This window comes from Pseudoclavibacter sp. CFCC 13611 (assembly GCF_008831225.1).
Taxonomy (GTDB): Bacteria; Actinomycetota; Actinomycetes; order Actinomycetales; family Microbacteriaceae; genus Pseudoclavibacter_A.
Window position 1 is genome coordinate 262,036 of record NZ_WBKE01000003.1, and the last position, 17,613, is coordinate 279,648.

The 17,613-nt window shown below is 67.1% G+C and carries 18 protein-coding genes; 8 read left to right on the plus strand and 10 right to left on the minus strand.

The window, feature by feature from the left end; genetic code table 11:
* Positions 1-22: 22 nt before the first annotated feature.
* Genes ccsB through F8O08_RS09885 form a run of 5 tightly spaced genes read right to left on the minus strand, consistent with a single transcriptional unit; the run spans position 23 to position 4,983 of the window.
* Entirely contained in the window at positions 23-910 is an 888-nt protein-coding gene (ccsB, locus tag F8O08_RS09865; protein ID WP_158043161.1) for a c-type cytochrome biogenesis protein CcsB, read from the minus strand.
* A gap of 11 nt (positions 911-921) precedes the next feature.
* Positions 922-2,769: a cytochrome c biogenesis protein ResB gene (locus F8O08_RS09870; protein ID WP_225733309.1), complete on the minus strand. Its 1,848-nt coding sequence runs from the start codon at positions 2,767-2,769 to the stop codon at positions 922-924.
* Positions 2,753-3,565, minus strand: a complete 813-nt coding sequence (locus F8O08_RS09875) for a cytochrome c biogenesis CcdA family protein (RefSeq protein WP_158043162.1) — start codon at positions 3,563-3,565, stop codon at positions 2,753-2,755. The genes F8O08_RS09870 and F8O08_RS09875 overlap by 17 nt, the downstream gene beginning before the upstream one ends.
* Entirely contained in the window at positions 3,566-4,291 is a 726-nt protein-coding gene (locus F8O08_RS09880) for a TlpA family protein disulfide reductase (RefSeq protein WP_158043163.1), read from the minus strand. It lies immediately after the preceding gene.
* Positions 4,288-4,983 (minus strand): histidine phosphatase family protein, encoded by a 696-nt coding sequence (locus F8O08_RS09885; protein ID WP_158030335.1) that lies wholly within the window; start codon positions 4,981-4,983, stop codon positions 4,288-4,290. The genes F8O08_RS09880 and F8O08_RS09885 overlap by 4 nt, the downstream gene beginning before the upstream one ends.
* 230 nt (positions 4,984-5,213) lie before the next feature.
* Between F8O08_RS09885 and aspS the strand changes: the two genes are divergently transcribed.
* The 4 genes from aspS (at position 5,214) to F8O08_RS09905 (ending at position 9,985) form a co-directional block, all read left to right on the plus strand.
* The gene (gene aspS, locus F8O08_RS09890; protein WP_158030336.1) at positions 5,214-7,037 is read left to right on the plus strand and encodes an aspartate--tRNA ligase; all 1,824 of its coding nucleotides are present in this window, start codon (positions 5,214-5,216) and stop codon (positions 7,035-7,037) included.
* 191 nt (positions 7,038-7,228) lie between these two features.
* Positions 7,229-7,729 carry a flavin reductase family protein gene (locus F8O08_RS09895; protein WP_158030337.1) on the plus strand — a complete coding sequence of 167 codons (501 nt, stop codon included), beginning with the start codon at positions 7,229-7,231 and terminating at the stop codon, positions 7,727-7,729.
* 127 nt (positions 7,730-7,856) lie between these two features.
* Positions 7,857-8,336: a MarR family winged helix-turn-helix transcriptional regulator gene (locus F8O08_RS09900; protein ID WP_192496783.1), complete on the plus strand. Its 480-nt coding sequence runs from the start codon at positions 7,857-7,859 to the stop codon at positions 8,334-8,336.
* A gap of 50 nt (positions 8,337-8,386) precedes the next feature.
* Positions 8,387-9,985 carry an MFS transporter gene (locus F8O08_RS09905; protein WP_225733630.1) on the plus strand — a complete coding sequence of 533 codons (1,599 nt, stop codon included), beginning with the start codon at positions 8,387-8,389 and terminating at the stop codon, positions 9,983-9,985.
* Here the strand turns inward: F8O08_RS09905 and F8O08_RS09910 are convergent.
* The gene (locus F8O08_RS09910; RefSeq protein WP_158043164.1) at positions 9,964-10,233 is read right to left on the minus strand and encodes a glutaredoxin family protein; all 270 of its coding nucleotides are present in this window, start codon (positions 10,231-10,233) and stop codon (positions 9,964-9,966) included. The genes F8O08_RS09905 and F8O08_RS09910 overlap by 22 nt on opposite strands.
* An 80-nt stretch (positions 10,234-10,313) precedes the next feature.
* On the opposite strand from F8O08_RS09910, the gene F8O08_RS09915 reads away from it, so the two are divergent.
* Positions 10,314-11,018: an HAD family hydrolase gene (locus F8O08_RS09915; protein WP_158037048.1), complete on the plus strand. Its 705-nt coding sequence runs from the start codon at positions 10,314-10,316 to the stop codon at positions 11,016-11,018.
* A 119-nt stretch (positions 11,019-11,137) separates the two neighbouring features.
* Here F8O08_RS09915 and F8O08_RS09920 read toward each other — a convergent pair whose 3' ends face one another.
* Entirely contained in the window at positions 11,138-11,236 is a 99-nt protein-coding gene (locus tag F8O08_RS09920) for a 30S ribosomal protein bS22 (protein WP_003792170.1), read from the minus strand.
* 86 nt (positions 11,237-11,322) lie between these two features.
* Entirely contained in the window at positions 11,323-11,826 is a 504-nt protein-coding gene (locus F8O08_RS09925) for an ArsR/SmtB family transcription factor (protein WP_158043165.1), read from the minus strand.
* Positions 11,827-11,986: 160 nt separating this feature from the next.
* On the opposite strand from F8O08_RS09925, the gene F8O08_RS09930 reads away from it, so the two are divergent.
* Both F8O08_RS09930 and F8O08_RS09935 read left to right on the plus strand, forming a co-directional pair.
* Complete coding sequence (locus tag F8O08_RS09930) at positions 11,987-13,438, plus strand: TrkH family potassium uptake protein (protein WP_158037046.1); 1,452 nt, start codon at positions 11,987-11,989, stop codon at positions 13,436-13,438.
* Complete coding sequence (locus F8O08_RS09935) at positions 13,431-14,099, plus strand: potassium channel family protein (protein ID WP_158030343.1); 669 nt, start codon at positions 13,431-13,433, stop codon at positions 14,097-14,099. Before F8O08_RS09930 ends, F8O08_RS09935 begins: the two co-directional genes overlap by 8 nt.
* 51 nt (positions 14,100-14,150) lie before the next feature.
* Here F8O08_RS09935 and proC read toward each other — a convergent pair whose 3' ends face one another.
* Positions 14,151-15,086, minus strand: coding sequence for a pyrroline-5-carboxylate reductase (gene proC / locus F8O08_RS09940; RefSeq protein WP_158043166.1), 936 nt, complete (start codon positions 15,084-15,086; stop codon positions 14,151-14,153).
* 59 nt (positions 15,087-15,145) lie between these two features.
* Between proC and F8O08_RS09945 the strand changes: the two genes are divergently transcribed.
* Positions 15,146-16,111, plus strand: coding sequence for a cation diffusion facilitator family transporter (locus F8O08_RS09945; protein ID WP_158043167.1), 966 nt, complete (start codon positions 15,146-15,148; stop codon positions 16,109-16,111).
* A 41-nt stretch (positions 16,112-16,152) separates the two neighbouring features.
* On the opposite strand, the gene F8O08_RS09950 is transcribed toward F8O08_RS09945, so the two are convergent.
* Positions 16,153-17,559 (minus strand): MFS transporter, encoded by a 1,407-nt coding sequence (locus tag F8O08_RS09950; protein WP_192497764.1) that lies wholly within the window; start codon positions 17,557-17,559, stop codon positions 16,153-16,155.
* Positions 17,560-17,613 lie beyond the last annotated feature (54 nt).

Sequence of the window (17,613 nt, forward strand, 5' to 3'; positions counted from 1 at the left end):
CCAGAGGCCTTGCCCGAGCGGGTCAGCCGAGCCCGGAGTAGGCGTGCAGGCCCTTGAACAGCGTGTTCACCACGCCGAAGTTGAAGAGCACGCAGGCGAACCCGATGATGGCCAGCACCGCCGCGCGAGTGCCGCGCCAGCCGCGCGTCGCGCGGGCATGCAGGTAGCCCGCGTAGACCACCCAGATGATGAGCGTCCAGGTCTCTTTGACGTCCCAGCCCCAGTAGCGTCCCCAGGCCTTCTGCGCCCAGATCGCGCCGAAGATCAGCGTGAACGTCCAGAGCACGAAGCCGATGATGATCACCGTGAACGAGAGCTGCTCGAGCTTCTCGCTGGACGGCAGCGCATCGAGGTAGGCGTTCTTTCGGCGCCGGTCTTTGGGTTTGGCCTCACGTCGGGCCTGCACGAGCTGCAGTGCGCTCAGTGCGGCGCCCACCGCGAAGAAGCCGGTGCCGAGAATGGCCACCAGCACGTGGATCACGATCCAGGCCGACTCCAGTGCGGGCATCAGCGGTTTGACCGCGGTGTACCAGATGGTCGTCGCGAGCAGCAGCACGATCACGAGAAACCCGGTGACGAACATGCCGGTGAAGCTGACGTCGCGCCAGAGATTCACGAACAGATAGACGCCTGCGATGATCGCGACCGCAGTGATCGAGAACTCGTGCATGTTCGACCAGGGCACACGCTGTGCCGCGACGCCGCGCAGCACGACCGCCGCTACGATGACGACGAACCCGAGCCATGACAGCGATGTGCCGATGCGCAGGCTCTTGTGTGTGCGCGCCGATGCCCGCCCCGCCGTACGCACCGCGAAGTCGTACGCATAGAAGATGAATGCGAGGCCGAAGATGATGCCGGCGGTGACGACCGCGGTCATCGACCATTCCTCGAGTTGCGCCAGATCCATGGTTGCTTAGCCTAGCCCTTCTTCACCGCGTCGCCGGCCTGGGGCCGATTGTCGTTCGTGTCGTCGTGCGCCCGCGCGAGACGGGCGGCGATGCTGCGCACCGCGTCTTCGAGCAGGTGGTCGTCGCCGCGAGCGAGGCCGCCGATCTCGAAGACCGTGCGCGTGCCGTCGGCGGATGCCGTCTCGCCTTCGCCTGCCGGGTTCGGCCCGGCTGCGGGCACGGGTTCGCTCCACGCGCGCACCCAGATGCGGCGACGGGGCACGAAGAGCGAGGCGATGAGCCCAGCGGCCGCGAGGAGCGCGAAGCCGAGCACCCACACCTGGCTCGCATCGTGACGCATCTCGAGGCTGACGTATGGCCGCACCTCGTCGAAGGTGACCGTGCCACGGCCGCCCGGCAGGTCGACGGTCTGCCCGGGTGTCAGCCGCAGCGACTTCGCCACGCTGCCGCCGTCGCCGGAGTTCGGCCCGCCGGCGATCTGTTCGAGACCGTCGGGGTCGAGGGTGTAGACCGATTTGGGTTCGCCCTGGTCCACGCCGAGGTCGCCCACGTAGACATTGAGGCTGAGCACCGGGTTGTCCAGCGCCGGGTAGACCGACATCGACATGCCCTCGTGCGCCGACGCCTCAGTGGGATAGAAATAGCCGAGCATGCCGATCTGCTGCGGAGCCACGTCGGTGACCTTCACCACACCCATCGAGGTGAGGTTGGAATCCTGCGGCAGGAACGGAACGGGGTCGGAGAACACGACCTGGCCCTGTGGGTCGCGCACGGTGATCTTGGGCGCATAGCCGTTGCCGAGCAGAAAGACGTCGGTGCCGTCGACGTTCAGCGGCTGGTTGACCTTGATCTGGCCGGGCGCCTCGCTGCCGTCGGCGTGGTGCACGGTCACGTCTGCGGTGTAGTCGAGCGGCTGTCCGTAGGCACCGCTCTTGATGTCGGTCATCGTCTCGGCGTACTTCGTCTCGAACGAGTCCAGGGTGATGGCGAAGGGCTTCAGCCGCTCCGAAGAGAACCAGCGGCCTGGGCTGAACGAGTCGTAGCTGCTCAGCGTGTTCGGAAAGGTGCCGCCCTGCACGATCACACGCTGTCCGTGATACGAGATGCCGCCGCCGATGCCGACGGCGATCAGCACGCCGACGAGGGCGACGTGAAAGAGCAGGTTGCCGGTCTCGCGCAGATAGCCGCGCTCGGCGCTCACGCTCACTGCGGCGGGCCAGCGCTTCGACTCGGGCCGGTCATAGCGGGCACGACGATAGTGGCGCCCGGCCAGCAGCCGATCTGCTGTGGCGATCACCTGCTCCGGCGTCGCGGCCACGGCATCCGCCGTCGACGGCAGCTCGACGCGCTGGTAGCCGGCCAGACGACCCAGCCGCACCGGCGTCTTCGGCGGCTTCGAGAAGAGCGCCTTGGCGTGCAGCTTAATGCGCGGCACGATGCAGCCGATCAGCGAGATGAACAGCAGCAGGTAGATCGCCGAGTACCACGGCGACGCGTACACGTCGAAGAGGCTCAGCTTGTCGAGCACCGGCGCGAGGTCGGGATGCTCGTTGAAGTACTTGGTGACGCCGTTGGGGTCGGCGCCGCGCTGCGGCACGATCGAGCCGGGCACCGATGCGATCGCCAGCAGCAGCAGGAGCAGCAGGGCGATGCGCATGCTGGTCAGCTGTCGCCAGAGAAACCGCAGCCAGCCGCCGAAGCCGAGTTTGACATCCTGCGGCAGTGCCTCGGTCTGCCGGCCGGTCGACAGCGTGGTCGCCCGGGCGTCGGCCTCGGCTCGAGCGCGGTCGGCGGCGGAGGCCTTCTTCGCGGCCTCGGCCTGCTCGGCCTCGGCGGAGTTCTCAGATGAGCGTGACATATGCACCGATCCATCCTTGCAGAGTGTTTATCCACGCGGTCCACAGGCCGGTGGCGAGAGCGAGGCCGAGCACGATCAGCAGCGCACCGCCTGCCAGATTGATCGCGCGCACGTGTCGACGGGCCCAGCCCAGCGAACGGTTGGCCCACCCCCACCCGGCGGCGATCAGCAGAAAGGGCACGCCGAGGCCCAGCGCGAACGCGAAGCTGAGCACGGCGCCGACCCAGGCGTCGCCGCTGGTGAAGCTGAGCGTCTGGATCGCGGCGAGCACCGGGCCCATGCACGGCGTCCAGCCGAGCCCGAACACGATGCCGAGCAGGGGCGCGCCGATCAGACCGAGCCGCGGCTGCCAGCCGGGCTTGATCGTGCGCTGCATGAATCCGAATCGTCCGACGAAGACCAGACCGAGCGCCATCACCAGCACGCCGAGCACCCGAGTCACGATCTTCTCGTACGAGAGCAGGAACATGCCGAGCGTGCCGATCGCCCCGCCCACGATCACGAAGACCAGGGCGAAGCCGAGCACGAAGAGCAGCGCTCCCACGAGAGTGCGCGAGCGGCTGGGTGATGTCAGCGGCTGAGTCGCGGTCTGAGTCGCGGGGGATGTCGAGGCAGAAGTCGAGGGCCGAGCCGAGACCTGCTGCCCCGGCGTCACCGCCCCCACATAGGCGAGGTATCCCGGGATCAGCGGCAGCACGCACGGAGACAGAAAGCTGACCAGCCCCGCGAGCAGCGCAATCGGCACGCCCGCCCACAGCGACCCAGAGAGCACGATCTCGGCGAGAGAGCCGCCCATCTACTCGGCCACGGCAGTCTTGATCAGCGCCCGCAGCGTGCCGGCGTCGAGCTGCCCGAGAATCGTCGCGGTGACCCGGCCGTCGCGACCGATCACCACGGTCGTCGGAACGGCCTTCGGCGGCACGCCGGCCGCGGCGAAGGCGGCCTGAACGGTTCCTCCGGCCGCCTCGGCGTCGAGCACCGAGGGATAGTCGATGCCGTAGTTGCGTTCGAAGGCCTGCGCGGTCTCGCCGCCGTCGCGAACGTTCACGCCCAAGAACTCCACGCCCTGCGATTCGAATTCGCTGTGCAGCGTCTTCAGGTCACCGGCCTCAGCACGGCACGGCGGGCAGGCCGCGTACCAGAAATTCACCACCGAGACTTTGCCCGAGAGCTCGTCTTGGGTGATCTGCCGACCGTCTTCGGTCGTGCCCGAGAAGGTGACGGGTGCCGGGCGCTGGTCGGCGGCGAACTCTTTCACCGCGCCGGTGCCCGAGATGTAGCCCTTGTCGGCCGAGTCGCCGTACTGCTGTTCGGCGAGCGGGTCTGCGTTCGAGCACGCAGCCAGCGAGAGGGCGACGCCTGCTGCGAGCGCAGCGGCGACCAGACGGCGGATGCCGCGGCCGGCCGCTCGGCGTGCCTGCGGTCGGTCTGCGCGCTGCTGGGCGGCGTGCGTTGTGGAGAGGTTCTGTGCGGAACGGCTCTGCGCGGAACGGCTGTCGTGGTGACGGATGCCCGGGGTCATACGGCTCCCTGGTCGATGCTGGGCACATCCGCCGCCGGATCGCAGTAGGCGACCTCGTGGAACACGTCGTGCTCTGGGTCGTACTCGAAGCTGGTCACGCTCGAGAGCGCGCAGCGGCGGTGTGCGGGGTTGTGAAAGAGTGCGTCGCCGGCGATCGCCCGATGCGCCATCCAGATGGGCGACTGATGGCTGACCATCACGATGTCGGCATCGGGGTCGGCGTCCAGACCGGCATCCTGCGCCCGATGGTCGTCAACCTCACGTTGGCGCGCAAGCCAGGCGGCGCGCATCACGTCGATCATGCGATTGGCGATGTGCCGGTAGGGCTCGCCCCAGCTCGGGCGGAAGGGGTTGTAGACCCGACGCCACTCTTTGGGGTCTCGCAGCAGGTGCAGGCCCGGTTTGCGAGCCGTGCCCTCATACTGATTGCCGGCTTCGATGAGGCGATCGTCGGTCTGCAGCGGCAGACCGGTGAGGTCGACGAACGGCGCGGCAGACTCCTGCGCGCGCTGCAGCGGCGATGCATAGAGCGCAGCGATCGGGCGGCCGTCGTCGACGAGCGCCCGGGCTGTGGTCTTCGCCATCAGCTCGCCGCGGTCGGACAGCCGGAACCCGGGCAGCCGCCCGTAGAGCACGCCGTCGGGGTTGAAGACTTCGCCGTGGCGCACCAAATGGATGCGTCTGGGAGACATATGCGGCATTCTACGCAACCCTGCGCGCGCGTGCGAGTCGGCGAGCCGCGTCACCTGCGGGGATCGCAGCTGCCTGCACCGATCTCGCGCAGACCGAGCGATTCAGTCCAATCCATGGCGGCGCAGTCCAATCCGCGGCGGCGAAGTCCAATCCGCGCAGATGATGCCGAGCCGGGCACGGCTCGGCACAGTAGAATCGACGGGACATCACATTCTTCGGAAGGACATCTGTGCTGCGTACGCACGAGGCCGGGTCGCTCGGCAAAGACTTGGTAGGAAAGACCGTCACGCTGGCAGGGTGGGTCGATCGTCGGCGCGACCACGGCGGCGTCGCATTCATCGATCTGCGTGATTCGACCGGCATCGCTCAGGTCGTCATTTATGACGAGGCCGTCGCACACCCGCTGCGCAGCGAGTTCGTGGTCAAGGTCGTCGGCGATGTGCGCCTGCGCCCCGAAGGCAACGCGAACGAGAAGCTCGCCACCGGCGAGGTCGAGGTCGTCGCCACCGAGGTCGAGGTGCTCGCACCCTCCGCCGCCCTCCCCTTCCAGGTCTCCACCGCCCTGGCCGGCACCGAAGAGACCGAGAGCGTCAGCTCCGATGTGCGGCTCAAGTACCGCTACCTCGACCTGCGTCGTCCGGCACCGGCGAAGGCCCTGCGCCTGCGCGCCGCGGTCAGCCGCGCCGCCCGCAGCGTGTTCGACGCGCACGGTTTCGTCGAGGTCGAGACCCCCACCCTGACGAGGTCGACGCCTGAAGGCGCTCGCGACTTCGTGGTTCCCGCACGTCTGTCGCCGGGCAGCTGGTACGCCCTGCCGCAGTCGCCTCAGCTGTACAAGCAGCTGCTGATGGTCGCCGGTCTCGAGCGCTACTACCAGATCGCCCGCTGCTACCGCGACGAAGACTTTCGCGCCGACCGCCAGCCCGAGTTCACCCAGCTCGACGCCGAGCTGAGCTTCGGCGGGCAAGAAGACGTCATCGCTCTGGCCGAAGACGTGCTGACCGCAGTCTGGGCCGAGATCGGCGTCGAGATTCCTCGACCGATTCCTCGCCTGCCCTATGCCGACGCCATGCGCCTCTATGGTTCGGACAAGCCCGACCTGCGCTTCGGCAACCCGATCACCGAGCTGACCGACTTCTTCGCAGACACCCCGTTCCGCGTCTTCCAGGCCCCGTATGTGGGTGCCGTGGTCTACGAGGGCGGCGCGTCGCTGCCGCGTCGCCAGTTCGACGCCTGGCAGGATTGGGCCCGTTCGCGCGGTGCGCGCGGCCTCGCCTACGTGACGTTCAAAGAAGACGGCACCCTGGCCGGCCCCGTGGCCAAGAACATCTCGGAGTCGGAGCGCGACGGTCTCGCCGCTGCCGTCGGCGCGAAGCCCGGCGACGCGGTCTTCTTCGCCGCCGGATCGGTCAAGCCCTCGCAGGAGCTGCTCGGCGCGGCTCGTGTCGAGATCGCCCGCCGCAACGGCCTGCTGAACGACGACGAGTTCTCGTTCGTTTGGATCGTCGACTTCCCGATGTTCAAGCGCGTCGGCGAAGAGGGCGATGACGACGTAGCCGTCGGCGCCGGTGCCTGGACGAGTGAGCATCACCCCTTCACGAAGCCGACCCCTGAGTGGATCGACCGCTTCGAAGAAGATCCTGAGCACGCGCTCTCGACCGCCTACGACATCGTCTGCAACGGCAACGAGATCGGCGGAGGCTCCGAGCGCATCCACCGCACCGACGTGCAGGAGCGCATCTTCGAGTTCCTCGGCATCTCGGCCGAAGACGCCCAGGAGAAGTTCGGCTTCCTGCTCAACGCCTTCAAGTTCGGGGCTCCGCCGCACGCGGGCATCGCCTTCGGGTGGGACCGCATCAACGCCCTGCTCTCGCGCACCGATTCGATTCGCGACGTCATCGCGTTCCCGAAGTCGGGCAACGGCCAGGATCCGCTGACCGGCGCCCCGGCCCCGATCTCTGCGCAGCAGCGCAAGGAGGCCGGCGTCGACGCGAAGCCAGAGAAGAAGGGCGACGCGCAGCAGCCCGATCAGAAGTCGGCTGTCGCAGAATAGCCACTGACGTCGAGACCGCGGCCGAGCAGCGCCGCAGGGCCGGAGCGTTGCGTCTCGTGACAGAGACGTTCCGCTTCGGCTCTTTCGCGCTGTGCGGTCAGCGAGTACTGTGCCGATCAGATGGCATGAGCCCGGGCACGGCAGAGCAGCCGTTCGCCACAGCAGGCAGACGTGTTACGAAGGAGCCACTCATGACCGACCTCGTCCAGGGGTTCAAGAACGCCTTTCGCCGGCATCCCGCCGGTGTCGCCATCGTCGCCGCCGAATCGGCCGACGGACGCTTCGGGCTGACCGTCTCAAGCGTCGCCTCGGTCTCGGTCGACCCGGTGGCCCTCGTGTTCTCGGTGACGAAGTCGAGCGGGTCGGCCGGGCAGATCATCGGCGCCGACTCCTTCGTCGTGCACCTGCTGGGCGAGGGTCAGGCTGACGTGGCCGACGCCTTCGCGCGCAGCGGCGAACCCCGCTTCACTCCCGAGCAGCACTGGGGCACTCTGCCCACCGGCGAGCCCCTGCTGCTCGATGCCCCAGTGGCCCTGCGCAGCCGAGCACTCGACACGCTCACTGTCGGGCGATCGCAGCTCATCGTGGCCGAAGTGCTCGACGTGCACGAAGGCCCAGAGTCCGGGCCGCTGATGTATCGCGATCGACAGTACTTCACGCTCGCCGACAGCGCAGCGGTCACACGACCCTGAGCGCGGCACGCCCGCTCTGAGGCGACGCGGGCGCCGTGAGACCTGCTGAAACAGAGGTGACACGGCGACGTGAGACCTACCGCGGTAATTAGTTGCATTCCGCAACCAACTATCTATACTGATGTTCGTGCAAGACCAGACCGCCATCCAGCTCGTGAGTGAGACCGCTCGATTCATCCGCAACGCCCGTGCGGTGTCGTTCGAGGCCACGAAGGCAGGCGCGCTGAACGTTCCGCTCAGTCTGGTGCTCGAGGCACTGCTGAATCACGGCAGCTGCCGTGCCGCGCAGGTCGGCGAGCAGATCGGCTTCACCCCGTCGGTGTTGAGCAGGCACATCGCCGAGCTCGAAGAGCACGGTCTCGTCGAACGCGTCGCCGACCCAGACGACGCTCGTGCACGTATCGTGACGATCACCGAGCACGGCCGAAAGCGCCTGCACGAGTCACAGCAGCTCAGAGCGCGACGGCTGATCGACCGCATCGGCGTCTGGGACGAGGTGCAGGCTGCCGAGGCGGTGCAGGCACTCGGCCTGCTCAGCGACCGCCTCGAACGAGGCGCCGCAGACGCACGCCCAGACGACGACGCACAGCCAGCTGGCGGCAGCTGATTCGCCCCGCCGCCCCACCATCCACCACGTACCTTTGAACCGAGGCCTGTTTGTCCCCCGCATCCAACACACCTGACAGCTCTGCAGCCATCCCAGTGCCCGACAGCGCCACCCAGAATCTGACGTTCAGGCAGGTCGCGAAGGTCATCGTCGGTCTGCTGCTCGCGCTGTTCACGGCGATGCTCAGCACGACCATCGTGGCCAACGCGCTGCCGCAGATCGTCGGAGACCTGCACGGCTCGCAGTCTCAGTACGGATGGGTCATCACCGCAGCTCTGCTCGCAAACGCCGCTTCGACTCCGATCTGGGGCAAACTCGCCGATCTGCTGAACAAGAAGACGCTGGTGCAGCTCGCGATCATCATCTTCACGATCGGTTCGGTCGCCTGCGGGTTCGCCCACGGAATGCCCTGGCTGATCGGCGCGCGCGTGCTGCAGGGCCTCGGCATGGGCGGTCTGATGGCCCTCGCCCAGGCGATCATCGCCACGATCACCCCTCCGCGCGACCGCGGCCGCTACACCGGTCTCATCGGCGCGGTCATCGCCGTCGCGCAGACCAGCGGCCCCCTCGTCGGCGGTCTCATCGTGGACAGCGCGCTCGGCTGGCGCTGGACGTTCTTCGTCTGCGTGCCCTTCGCGATCGCTTCGTTGGTGCTGCTGCAGTTCACGCTGAAAGTGCCGAGTGTGCGCACCGGCCCGGTGCACATCGACTGGGCCGGCTCGCTGCTGCTCACCTCAGGCGTCAGCGTGCTGCTCATCTGGGTCTCGTTCGCCGGCCCTCGGGGTTCGTTCGACTGGGTCTCGCCGGCCTCGTTCGCCATGGTCATCGGCGGTGTGCTGCTGCTGGTCGCCACGCTCTTCGTCGAGTCGAGGGTCGCCGAGCCGATCATCCCTCTCGGGCTGCTGCGTGACCGGACCACGGCGCTGGTGCTGATCGCATCGATTCCGATCGGCGTCGCACTGTTCAGCGCATCGACCTATCTGGGCGAGTACTTTCAGATCGCGCTGCAGCAGACCCCCACAGCCGCCGGCCTGCTGCAGCTGCCGATGGTCATCGGCATGATCACCGCGAGCATCAGCACCGGCGTGCTGATCAGCCGAACCGGCCACTGGAAGGTGTTCCTCGTCGTCGGCAGCCTCTTGGTGACGACCGCGCTCACGATGCTCACCTTCACCACGCACGAGACGCCGATGTGGCAGACCGGATGCCGCATCGCGGTGCTCGGCCTCGGCATGGGCATGCTGATGCAGAACCTCGTGCTCGTCGTGCAGAACACCGTGAGCGTGCGCGACGTCGGTGCGGCCAGCAGCATGGTCGCGTTCATCCGCACCTTCGCCGGTGCGACCGGTGTCGCCGTCTTGGGCACCGTGCTGTCGAACCGAGTCGGCGATCTGGTCAGCAGCGGCTTCGCCGCGTTAGGGCCCGGCGCTCAGGCGGCAGAGGCGACATCAGGCGCGCCGTCCGGGCTCGACCTCTCCCAACTGCCCGACTTCGCCCGCGACATCGTCACCAGCGCCTATGGCGACGCCACCGGCCGCATCTTTCTGATCTCTGCCTGCCTGTCGGTGCTCACCGTCATCGCAGTGCTGTTCATTCCGAACCGGCCGCTGCGCAAGACCCTGGACATTCAGTCTTCTGAGACCGTCTGATCGATCTGCGACCGCAGCCGCGCCGGGTCGACATGCCACTGCGCGACCTGTCGGTCGCCGATGAAGACGACCGGGATCAGCTCGCCGAAGCGCCTCTGCAGGTCTGCGTCATCGAGGATGCTCCGCTCGCGCAGCGTGACCGGCTCGCCTGCCTCTCGCGCTTGGGCAATCACCTCTGCGACGATCCTTCGAGCGTCGTCACAGAGGTGACATCCGGGTTTGCCCAGCAGCAGCACATCGATGGTCATGTCTCGATTCTAGGAATCTCGGCGAGTCATCGAGGCTCCGACACGTCTCATCTCGGCGCGGGCAGGTAGGATATGCGGTGATGTCATCCGCCTCCCCTTCTGCCGAGATCGCCGTCTTCGACCTCGACAACACCATCGTGCGCGGCTCCGCTGTCTTCCACTTCGGGCAGGGTGCCGTCAAGCAGGGTGTCATCCGCTATCGCGACATCTGGTCGTTCGCCTGGCAGCAGTTTCGCTTCTCGCACCGCGGCGAGAACACCGGCAAGCTCACCGACATCCAGGATCGCGCGCTGGGCATCGCCGCAGGGCACCGTCTCGACGACCTGCGTGCGCTCATGCCGTCGATCTACGGCCGTTACATCGCCAAGCGCATCTGGCCGCAGATTCCCGGCCTGATCGCACGCCACCGGGCGGCAGGTCGCGACGTCTGGATCGCCACGGCATCCCCCTCGCTCATCGCCGACTACATCGCCGAACGCCTCGGCTGCACCGGCGCCATCGCCTCGCAGCTCGAGCTCACGCCGACGGGCGAGCTCACCGGACGCTTCGCCGGCCCGGTGCGTCACGGCGGGCAGAAGGCGGTCGCCGTGCGCGCACTTGCCGAGGCCCACGGCTACGACCTCGCCGACTCGTATGCCTACACCGACTCGATCAACGACCGCGCCCTGCTCGAGCTGGTCGGGCATCCGGTCGCGGTGAACCCAGATGCGCAGCTGCGCACGCTGGCTCTGCAGAACGGATGGAGCATCCGCCGCTTCACCCGACGCCAGCGCCCTGACGCGTGACCGGGCACGCACACCCCGACACACACGAACAGGGCACGAAGAAGGGCGCCAGGAAGGAATCCTGACGCCCTGGTCAACACGCGTTCGCGCGGTCGAAGACCGTTCGCGAACCCTGCGACCTACTTCTTGTTGCGACGCTGGTGGCGCGTCTTGCGCAGAAGCTTACGATGCTTCTTCTTAGCCATCCTCTTGCGGCGCTTCTTGATCACTGAACCCATAGGGAAACCTCACTGAATGTTCTGGTCGGGTGCCGACCTTTTGCTCAACCCGGTTATTCTACCAGCAGCTGCACGCCGGCACTACCTCAGCGGCGGCCGAACGCCCGGCCGACCCGCCGCGCACCGGCGATGAACGGCCGCGCGACCGCTGCGGCGACCTGACCGAGCGTCTGCGCCACCCCGCGTTCGATCGGGTGCTCTGGTGTGCCGAGACGCGCGGCCAGCGGGTCGTCGTCTTTGAACTGTGCGCCGTCGTTCGGGCATGGGGATGCCCCCTCGCTGCCGCCGGTCGCCCCGACGGTCACCGTGGCCAGGCCCGTGGGCTCGGGTTCGGGGTAGAACTCGTCGATCCACTCGCGCACCGGATCGAGCGCTGTGACATTGATGCGGTACAGCCGCCGCTGGCCGTCTTCGCGCACCTCGACGAGGTCGTGGTCGCGCAGCACTCTGAGGTGTTTCGAGACCGTCGGCTGGCTGACCTCGAGCTGGTCGACCAGCTCGGAGACGCTCAGCTCCGCTCCCGCATCGTGGAGGGCTTGGAGGATGCGTCGGCGAGTCTGCTCGCTGACGGCTTCGAATACCGAGCTCATGCCCTCTAGGCTAGCCAATCGGCCGCGCTTGCGACACCGGTCTGCGCGAAGACCCGACGCGGCAGCACCGCCGACCGTGCAGGAGGCACGCACCCCAGCATGAGAGATAGGCTTGAGGGCATCGGCGAAGTGCGGCCGATCACGAACCACGGGAGCAGAAATGGCCGCTGAAGTCGGCATCGGTGCGGGGCAGACACGTCTGCGTCGCCTGACCGACCGTCTCAAGACCTATGCGGGGCGCTCTCCCTCGCGTTTCGCGATTCTGGCGTTCACCTCGATCATCTTCATCGTCACACTCGTGCTCAGCACGCCGATGGCCAGCGCGAACGGCACGTGGACTCCTCTGCACGAGTCGCTCTTCACGGCGACGAGCACCGTCTGCGTCACCGGGCTCGCGGTCGTCGACATGGCCACGCACTGGTCGCCGTTCGGCAATGCGGTGATCCTGATCGGCGCACAGATCGGCGGCATCGGTGTGCTGACGATGGCCTCGATGCTCGGCATGGTGGTCACGCGGCGCCTCAGCCTGCGCCAGCGGCTCATCGCGGCGAGCGACACCAACCCGCTGCGCACGCACGCCGGCCCGGTCAGCGAGGGTCAGGCCATCCGTCTCGGCGAGGTCGGCGGGCTGCTCACCACCGTGCTCTTCACGTCGCTGATCGTCGAGTTCGTGCTGTTCGTCGGCATCCTGCCGAATCTGCTCATCGGCGGCGCCTCGTTCGGCACGGCGGTCTATGACAGCGTCTATCTCTCGGTGAGCGCGTTCAACAACGTGGGGTACACGCCCTTTCCCGAGGGTCTGGCCGCTCACGAGTCGAATTCGTGGCTGATGGGGATGCTGGTGTTCGGCGTGTTCGCCGGCTCGCTGGGATACCCGGTCGTGTACACCATCATGCGCAACCTTCGGGCTGTGCTGAAGCGCAGCACCCGTCACCCGCACTGGAGCCTGCACGTGCGGCTCACCCTGGTCGCCACGGCGGCCATGGCGCTGCTCGGCACGCTGGCGTTCTCGCTCTCAGAGTGGAACAACCCTGAGACGTTCGGCGACAGCGTCGCATGGAGTCGACCCTTCGAAGCGCTGTTCTACACCACCATGACCCGCTCGGGCGGCTTCGCACTCTTCGACCCGGCCGAGCTGAACGACTCCAGCCTGCTGATGAGTCAGCTCTTCATGTTCATCGGCGGCGGCTCGGCCTCAACGGCCGGCGGCATCAAGGTGACCACCGTCGCCGTGCTGCTGCTCGCGGCCCTGGCCGAGGCGCGCGGTCAGGGCGAGATCCAGGCCTTCGACCGCCGCATCCCCAACGACGTGCTGCGCGTCGCCGTGAGCATCGTGCTCTGGGGCACGACGATCGTCCTGGCCTCGACCATCGCGATTCTGCCGTTCACCGATCGGCCGCTGGCCGACGTGCTCTTCGACGTCATCTCGGCGTTCGCGACCTGCGGTCTCTCCACCGGCGTGACCCAAGAGCTGCCCACCCCCGCGATCGTGGTGCTCTCTGCGACGATGTGGGCCGGCCGTGTTGGTACAGTGACGTTGGCGGCGGCGATCGCGTCTTCATCGCGTCGCCAGCTGTACAAGCACCCAGAAGAGAGGCCGATCGTTGGTTGAGAGAATCGCCGTCGACGCACCAGTGGCCGTGATCGGTCTGGGGCGGTTCGGAGCCGCCACCGCCGGTCAGCTCAACCGACTCGATCGCGAGGTCTTGGCGGTCGACACGAACCCGTCTCTGGTGCAGAAGTGGTCGGAGCGCGTCACGCACACCGTCGAGGCCGACGCCCGCAACCCCGAGGCGCTCAAGCAGATCGGCATCGGGCACTTTCAGATCGTTGTGGTCGCCGTCGGCACGCTCGAGGCGAGCGTGCTGATCACCGCGAACCTCGTCGACCTGAAGGTGCCGCAGATCTGGGCCAAGGCGTCGACGCAGTCGCACGGCAAGATCCTCGCGCGCATCGGCGCCAACCACGTCGTCTACCCCGAGGCGCAGGCGGGCAATCGCGTCGCGCATCTGGTCAGCGGCCGACTCCTCGACTTCATCCAGTTCGACGACGACTTCGCGATCGTGAAGCTGTACCCCCCGAAGATCATCCGCGACAAGCCGCTGGGGCGCTCGATCGTGCGGTCGAAGTACCATGTGACCGTCGTCGGCGTGAAGTCACCGGGCAAAGAGTTCACCTATGCGACCGAGAACACCGTGATCACGAATCACGACCTGGTGATCGTCTCAGGCCGCGTCGCAGACATCGAGCGCTTCGCCAACCTCGACCGCTGAGCCCGACCCCACACAGCTCGGCCCGGCTCCAGGCACGAGCCTCGGCGGGCGTCAGGCGTTCTCAGCCGCCATCTCCTGCGCCCGATCGATCGCCGCATGCAGCGCCTCGGTGAGGTTCTCGACCTGACCGCCCCGCGAGATCACTGCGAGCGCCTCCTGCGTCGTGCCGCCCGGGCTGGTCACCGCGATGCGCAGCTGTTCGGCGGTCTGCCCGCTCTCGTCGAGCAGACGTGCGGCACCGATCACAGTCTGATCGGCGAGCAGCCTGGCCTCGTCGGCGGTGAAGCCGATGTTCTGCGCCGCCTGCTCGAACTGCTCGACGAACGCGAACAGGTAGGCCGGCCCCGACCCCGACACCGCGGCCAGGTCGTCGATGCGCGACTCGGGAATCTCGAGCACCGCACCCACCGTCTCAAACAGCGACTTCACCAGCATCCGCTGTTCTTCGGTGGCGCCGGGTCCGGCGGCCAGCCCCGTCACCCCAGCGCCCACTCGGGCCGGGGTGTTCGGCATTGCGCGAAAGACCGGCGTGCCCGAAGGCAGCGCGCCGACCATGGAGGCGATGGTCACGCCCGCGGCAACGCTCACCACGATCGCCCCCGGCGCGAGATCGCCGCGAATGTCACGGAGCACCTCTGAGACCTGGTACGGCTTCACGCCCAGCACGACGATGCCCGCCCCGCGCACCGCCGCCGAGTTGGCGTCGGCCTCGCGTTCGCCGCTGAGCGCATGCACGCGGCCGCTGTACTCGCTGGCCAGGGCGTCGGCCTTCGCCGCAGAGCGATTGGTCGCACGGATGCCGTCGTCGGCTCCGTCGGCCACGGGGATGCCCGAGGCGATCAGGCCGTGCAGAATCGCGCCGTTCATCGAGCCGACGCCGAGAAAGGCGATCGCAGGAAACGCGTTCGGTGCAGCCGCCGACGGCGAGCCGGCGTCAGCTGCGACAGCGGATGTCGGATGCAGGTTCTCAGATGCGCTCTCAGTCATGGTGGTCAGTGTAGTAGCGTTGCGGGCCCGCAACGCAGCGCGACGAGTATTCTGAAGGGATGACAACGAACGCGTCAGCAGCGACACCCGTTCCTGCCAGCACACCCGAGCAACGGCAGGAGGGCACCGGCGCGATCATCGCAGCGCTGCTGGCTAACTTGGGCATCGCCGTCACAAAGTTCGTCGCCTACCTGATCTCGATGTCCAGCTCGATGCTCGCCGAGTCAGTGCATTCCCTGGCTGACACCGGCAACCAGCTGCTGCTGCTCGTCGGCGGGCGTAAGGCGCGCCGCGAGCCCACGCCTGAGCATCCGTTCGGCTTCGGGCGCGAACGTTACGTCGCCGCATTCGTAGTGTCGATCGTGCTGTTCAGCCTCGGCGGTCTCTTCGCCGTCTATGAGGGCTACGAGAAGATCATGCATCCGCATCCGCTCGACAACTGGTGGCTGCCGATCGCGGTGCTCGTGGTGTCGATCGTCTTGGAGTCACTCTCGCTGCGCACCGCACTGCGCGAGTCGAAGGCCGCACGCGGCGACAGCAGCGTCTTGGAGTTCGTCCGGCGTGCGAAGGCCCCGGAGCTGCCCGTGGTCATTTTGGAGGACACCGCCGCTCTGACCGGGCTGGTTCTCGCCCTGTTCGGCGTCGGGCTCACTGTGCTCACCGGCAACGGCGTCTGGGACGGCGTGGGAACGATCGCCATCGGCGTCCTGCTCATCGTGGTGGCGCTCGTGCTCGGTGCCGAGACCCGCAGCCTGCTCATCGGCGAAGGCGCGACCGACGCCGACCTGAACCGCATTCGCACCGCCGTGCTGGCCGGTGACGATGTCGATCAGATCATTCATCTGCGTACGCTCTACCTCGGGCCCGATGCGCTGCTCGTCGCGATGAAGGTCGCGGTGCCTCCGACGGAGTCGGCGCGCGAGCTGGCTCAGGCCATCGATGCGATCGAGGAGCGCATTCGCGCACAGGTGCCGATCGCCACGACGATCTTCATCGAGCCCGACGTCCTGCGCACGGCTGCGTAGCGCCCAGCCGTTCCGGCGTCTTTCGGCAGGTTCCATCAGTCTCACCGAGACGCAACAGAAGAGGTTCGGCGCCGTCGACGAGCGCTCAGCGCGAACGCCACGCTGGCGACGAAGGCCAAGGCCAGCACGGCGATGCTGAACTCCGCCGAGCCGTCATAGCCGGAGGGCTGCGCGAAGCTCTCTCCATTCGCCGTCGCCATGATGAGAAAAGTGGCGCTGAGCGCACTGCCCACGGCATACGCGACACTGCGGTTCAGCTGATATGTGCTCATCGCGCTGCTGGTCTCTGCAGGCGGAACCCCATCGGCGATCTGCAGCGGATTGATCGCGTAGACGAGTCCGACGCCGAGTCCGTTGAGCGCCATCGCGATGATCAGCTCCGGATACGTGGAGCGCGCGAAGAGAAAGACCACATACGATGACAGCGGGAACAGGCAGCCCAGCGCGACGATGATCTCGTACGAGAGATGTCTGGTCAGCATGGGCACGAGGCGTGAGGCCGCGAAGCTCGCCAGCGAGAACGGCAGAAGCAGCAGCCCTGCTGTCAGGATCGACGCTCCGAATCCGTAGCCGGTCGACTTCGGAGCCTGCACCAGCCGGACCACCAGGGGCGCCAGTGGGTAGAACCCGATCGCGACCAAGAATACGGTGACATTCGCACTGGCCACAGCCGGGCGTCTGAGCATCCTCAGATCGATCAGAGGATGCGCGGCGCGCAGCTCCCAGAGCGCCCAGACCGCCAGCAGAGCCAGAGCGACGATCGCCAGCATGATGACCGGCGCAGATGCCCACCCCCACTCGGCTCCCTCAGAGAGCGCCACCAGCGTCAGGGTCAGTCCTGTGCCAAGCAGAGCAGAGCTGACGAGTCCCACATGGCTCTGTCCGGCCGTCGTGGCGGGAAGCACACGGATGACCGCGACCAGACAGACCGCACTGAGTGCGGCAACGAACCAGAACGGCGCAGCCACACCGCCGAGTTCGGCGAGCGCACCCACGACCGGGTATCCGATGCCGATGCCCGCCGCAGTCGTGACGCCGATCGCGGCGATCGACCTCGCCCGACGTTCCACGGGAAGATCATTGCGAGCGGTCGCAAGCGCCAGCGGCACGAGCCCGAGCCCGAGCCCTTGGATCGCCCGCCCGAGCAGGAAAACGGGGAATCCTGCTGGAAGAGCTCCGAGCACACAGCCGACGGTCATGCCGGCAACCGCGCCGATTGTGGTGGCTCTGTGCGCCGGACCCGACCCCAGCCTCCCGATCACCGGCGTGACGACTGCACCGACGAGCAACGTGATCGTCAGCGCCCACTGTGACTCCGACAACGAGACGCCGTAGTGTTCCTGAACCGCCGGCAGCAGCGGTGTGCCCAGGCTCGCGACGGAAGTCGAGAGAACGGCCAGGAAGATCAGGGTCGTTTGAAGCCCTTTGCGAGAGTGTCCAACAGTCATGCTGACAATGGTCGGCCCACCCAGCGAATACTTCCAATACTCATATTGTCTCAT

Excerpts from the sequence above, each read along its gene's own strand:
- F8O08_RS09915 (WP_158037048.1), top strand. The coding sequence starts at position 10,314 with ATGTCATCCGCCTCCCCTTCTGCCGAGATCGCCGTCTTCGACCTCGAC.
- F8O08_RS09920 (WP_003792170.1), bottom strand. The coding sequence starts at position 11,236 with ATGGGTTCAGTGATCAAGAAGCGCCGCAAGAGGATGGCTAAGAAGAAG.
- proC (WP_158043166.1), bottom strand. The coding sequence starts at position 15,086 with ATGACTGAGAGCGCATCTGAGAACCTGCATCCGACATCCGCTGTCGCA.
- F8O08_RS09895 (WP_158030337.1), top strand. The coding sequence starts at position 7,229 with ATGACCGACCTCGTCCAGGGGTTCAAGAACGCCTTTCGCCGGCATCCC.
- F8O08_RS09930 (WP_158037046.1), top strand. The coding sequence starts at position 11,987 with ATGGCCGCTGAAGTCGGCATCGGTGCGGGGCAGACACGTCTGCGTCGC.
- F8O08_RS09885 (WP_158030335.1), bottom strand. The coding sequence starts at position 4,983 with ATGTCTCCCAGACGCATCCATTTGGTGCGCCACGGCGAAGTCTTCAAC.
- F8O08_RS09880 (WP_158043163.1), bottom strand. The coding sequence starts at position 4,291 with ATGACCCCGGGCATCCGTCACCACGACAGCCGTTCCGCGCAGAGCCGT.
- ccsB (WP_158043161.1), bottom strand. The coding sequence starts at position 910 with ATGGATCTGGCGCAACTCGAGGAATGGTCGATGACCGCGGTCGTCACC.
- F8O08_RS09925 (WP_158043165.1), bottom strand. The coding sequence starts at position 11,826 with ATGAGCTCGGTATTCGAAGCCGTCAGCGAGCAGACTCGCCGACGCATC.
- F8O08_RS09875 (WP_158043162.1), bottom strand. The coding sequence starts at position 3,565 with ATGGGCGGCTCTCTCGCCGAGATCGTGCTCTCTGGGTCGCTGTGGGCG.
- F8O08_RS09945 (WP_158043167.1), top strand. The coding sequence starts at position 15,146 with ATGACAACGAACGCGTCAGCAGCGACACCCGTTCCTGCCAGCACACCC.
- F8O08_RS09910 (WP_158043164.1), bottom strand. The coding sequence starts at position 10,233 with ATGACCATCGATGTGCTGCTGCTGGGCAAACCCGGATGTCACCTCTGT.
- F8O08_RS09870 (WP_225733309.1), bottom strand. The coding sequence starts at position 2,769 with ATGTCACGCTCATCTGAGAACTCCGCCGAGGCCGAGCAGGCCGAGGCC.
- F8O08_RS09950 (WP_192497764.1), bottom strand. The coding sequence starts at position 17,559 with ATGACTGTTGGACACTCTCGCAAAGGGCTTCAAACGACCCTGATCTTC.